This is a genomic window from Streptomyces sp. SID11385, from assembly GCF_010548245.1.
Classification (GTDB): domain Bacteria; phylum Actinomycetota; class Actinomycetes; order Streptomycetales; family Streptomycetaceae; genus Streptomyces.
The window spans coordinates 1-1,640 of sequence record NZ_JAAGLR010001038.1; the positions used below are offsets into that span (position 1 = coordinate 1).

3 protein-coding genes are annotated in these 1,640 nt (G+C 75.1%); 2 read left to right on the forward strand and 1 reads right to left on the reverse strand.

The genetic code is table 11. From position 1 onward, the window contains the following. The coding region (locus G3I42_RS31870; RefSeq protein ID WP_164291165.1) for an EamA family transporter at positions 1-504 on the forward strand (504 nt) is incomplete at its 5' end. Between the two features lie 53 nt (positions 505-557). Here the strand turns inward: G3I42_RS31870 and G3I42_RS31875 are convergent. Further along, positions 558-1,220: a pyridoxamine 5'-phosphate oxidase family protein gene (locus G3I42_RS31875; RefSeq protein WP_164291166.1), complete on the reverse strand. Its 663-nt coding sequence runs from the start codon at positions 1,218-1,220 to the stop codon at positions 558-560. 81 nt (positions 1,221-1,301) lie between these two features. On the opposite strand from G3I42_RS31875, the gene G3I42_RS31880 reads away from it, so the two are divergent. Further along, a partial coding sequence (locus G3I42_RS31880) for a GntR family transcriptional regulator (RefSeq protein ID WP_164291167.1) occupies positions 1,302-1,640 on the forward strand: 339 nt, incomplete at its 3' end.

Genomic DNA, 1,640 nt, shown 5'->3' on the forward strand with positions numbered 1-1,640 from the left:
GGGGCTCTCGCGGGGCTCGCCGTGCTGGTGCTCGGCGGGGGCGGGGCGACGGTACGGCCCGCGGGCGTGCTGTGGGCGCTGGCCTCGGGTGTCTCGTACGCCGTGCTCACCCTCGTCACGCGGGGCGGCGCCCGCGCGGGCGGCGGGCGCGACGCCCTGACGACGACGGCGTGGTCCTTCGGCGTCGGGGCGCTCGTCCTGCTGCCCTTCGCCCTCGCCGAGGGCGCGCTGCCGGGCAGCGCCGGACTCGGCACGACGCTGCTGCTCCTCGGCTATCTCGCCGGGGTGCCGAGCGCGCTCGCCTACGTCCTCTACTTCGCCGGAGCCGCCGTGGTCCGCTCGGCGACCGTGTCCGTGATCATGCTGCTCGAACCGGTGAGCGCGGCGGTCATCGCGGTGCTCCTGCTCGGCGAACGCCTCACGGGCGCCACGACGCTGGGCGTGGCGCTGCTGCTCGTGGCGGTGACGGGGCTGGCGGCGCAGGAACGGAGGGCGGAGGCGTAGGGAACGGGGCGGCCTCCGGTTCCGCTCCGGAGGCCGCCCCCTCCCGTACCGCCTCAGCGGCTCAGGTACTCCGGGAGCGGGATCGAGGGGTCCAGGTCCGCGGCCGGTTCGGGGGTGCCGTACGTCTGCCGGACCGGGACGACGCCCGACCAGTACGGGAGGGCCAGGTCCTCGGGCTCGTCGTTGGGGCCCCCGGTGCGGAGCTTCGCGGAGACCTCGGCGAGGTCGAGGCGGAGGACGGCGGTCGCGGCCAGTTCCTTGGCGTTCGCGGGGCGCGAGTCGGCGGCGCGGCCCGCGACGACCTGGTCCACGATCGCGTCGAGCGCCGTGCGCCTCTCGTCCTCGTCCGTCACCTGCCGGGCGATGCCCTGCACCACGACCGACCGGTAGTTGATGGAGTGGTGGAAGGCGGAACGGGCGAGGACGAGGCCGTCGACGTGGGTCACCGTGAGGCACACCGCGAGCCCCGGGTCCTGGCGTGCCGAGCGCAGCGGACGCGAACCGGTGGAGCCGTGCACGTACAGCGTCTCGCCCCGCCGCGCGTACAGCGTCGGCAGGACGACGGGCGCGCCCTCGCGGACGTAGCCGAGGTGGCAGAGATAAGCGCTGTCGAGTATCGCGTGCACGGTCGGCCGGTCGTAGCGGGCCCGTTCGGGGGAGCGGGTGGGCTTCGTGCGGGGCGTGGGGCCGTAGGGCTCGGCGGGCTCGGTGGTCATGCGGGTCTCTCCTCGCTGCGGACGCGCGGCTCGCGGTGGGGCGACTTGCGTTTGCGATTGCACTAGTACAAACTGCTGTTTGTGCTAGGAGAGTATCGGATTTCCGGGCGGCGCGCCGCTGATATCGCCGCTGACGTGGAACAAGCCGTCGGGCGTGGGGAGTTGGGGCCGGGCGAGGTGCTGCCGCCGATGCGGGAACTCGCCGCGGACCTCGGGGTGAACCCCAACACGGTCGCCGCCGCGTACCGCACGCTGCGCGAGCGCGGGGTCATCGAGACGGCGGGGCGGCGCGGGAGCCGGGTGCGGGCGCGCCCGGCGACGACCTCGCGCGACGCCACCCGGATCGCCGTCCCGCCCGGTGCCCGTGACGTCGCCTCGGGCAATCCCGACGTGGCCCTCCTGCCCGCGCTCGCCCCCGCT

Coding starts and splice junctions, on each gene's coding strand:
- G3I42_RS31875 (WP_164291166.1), bottom strand. CDS start 1,220: ATGACCACCGAGCCCGCCGAGCCCTACGGCCCCACGCCCCGCACGAAG.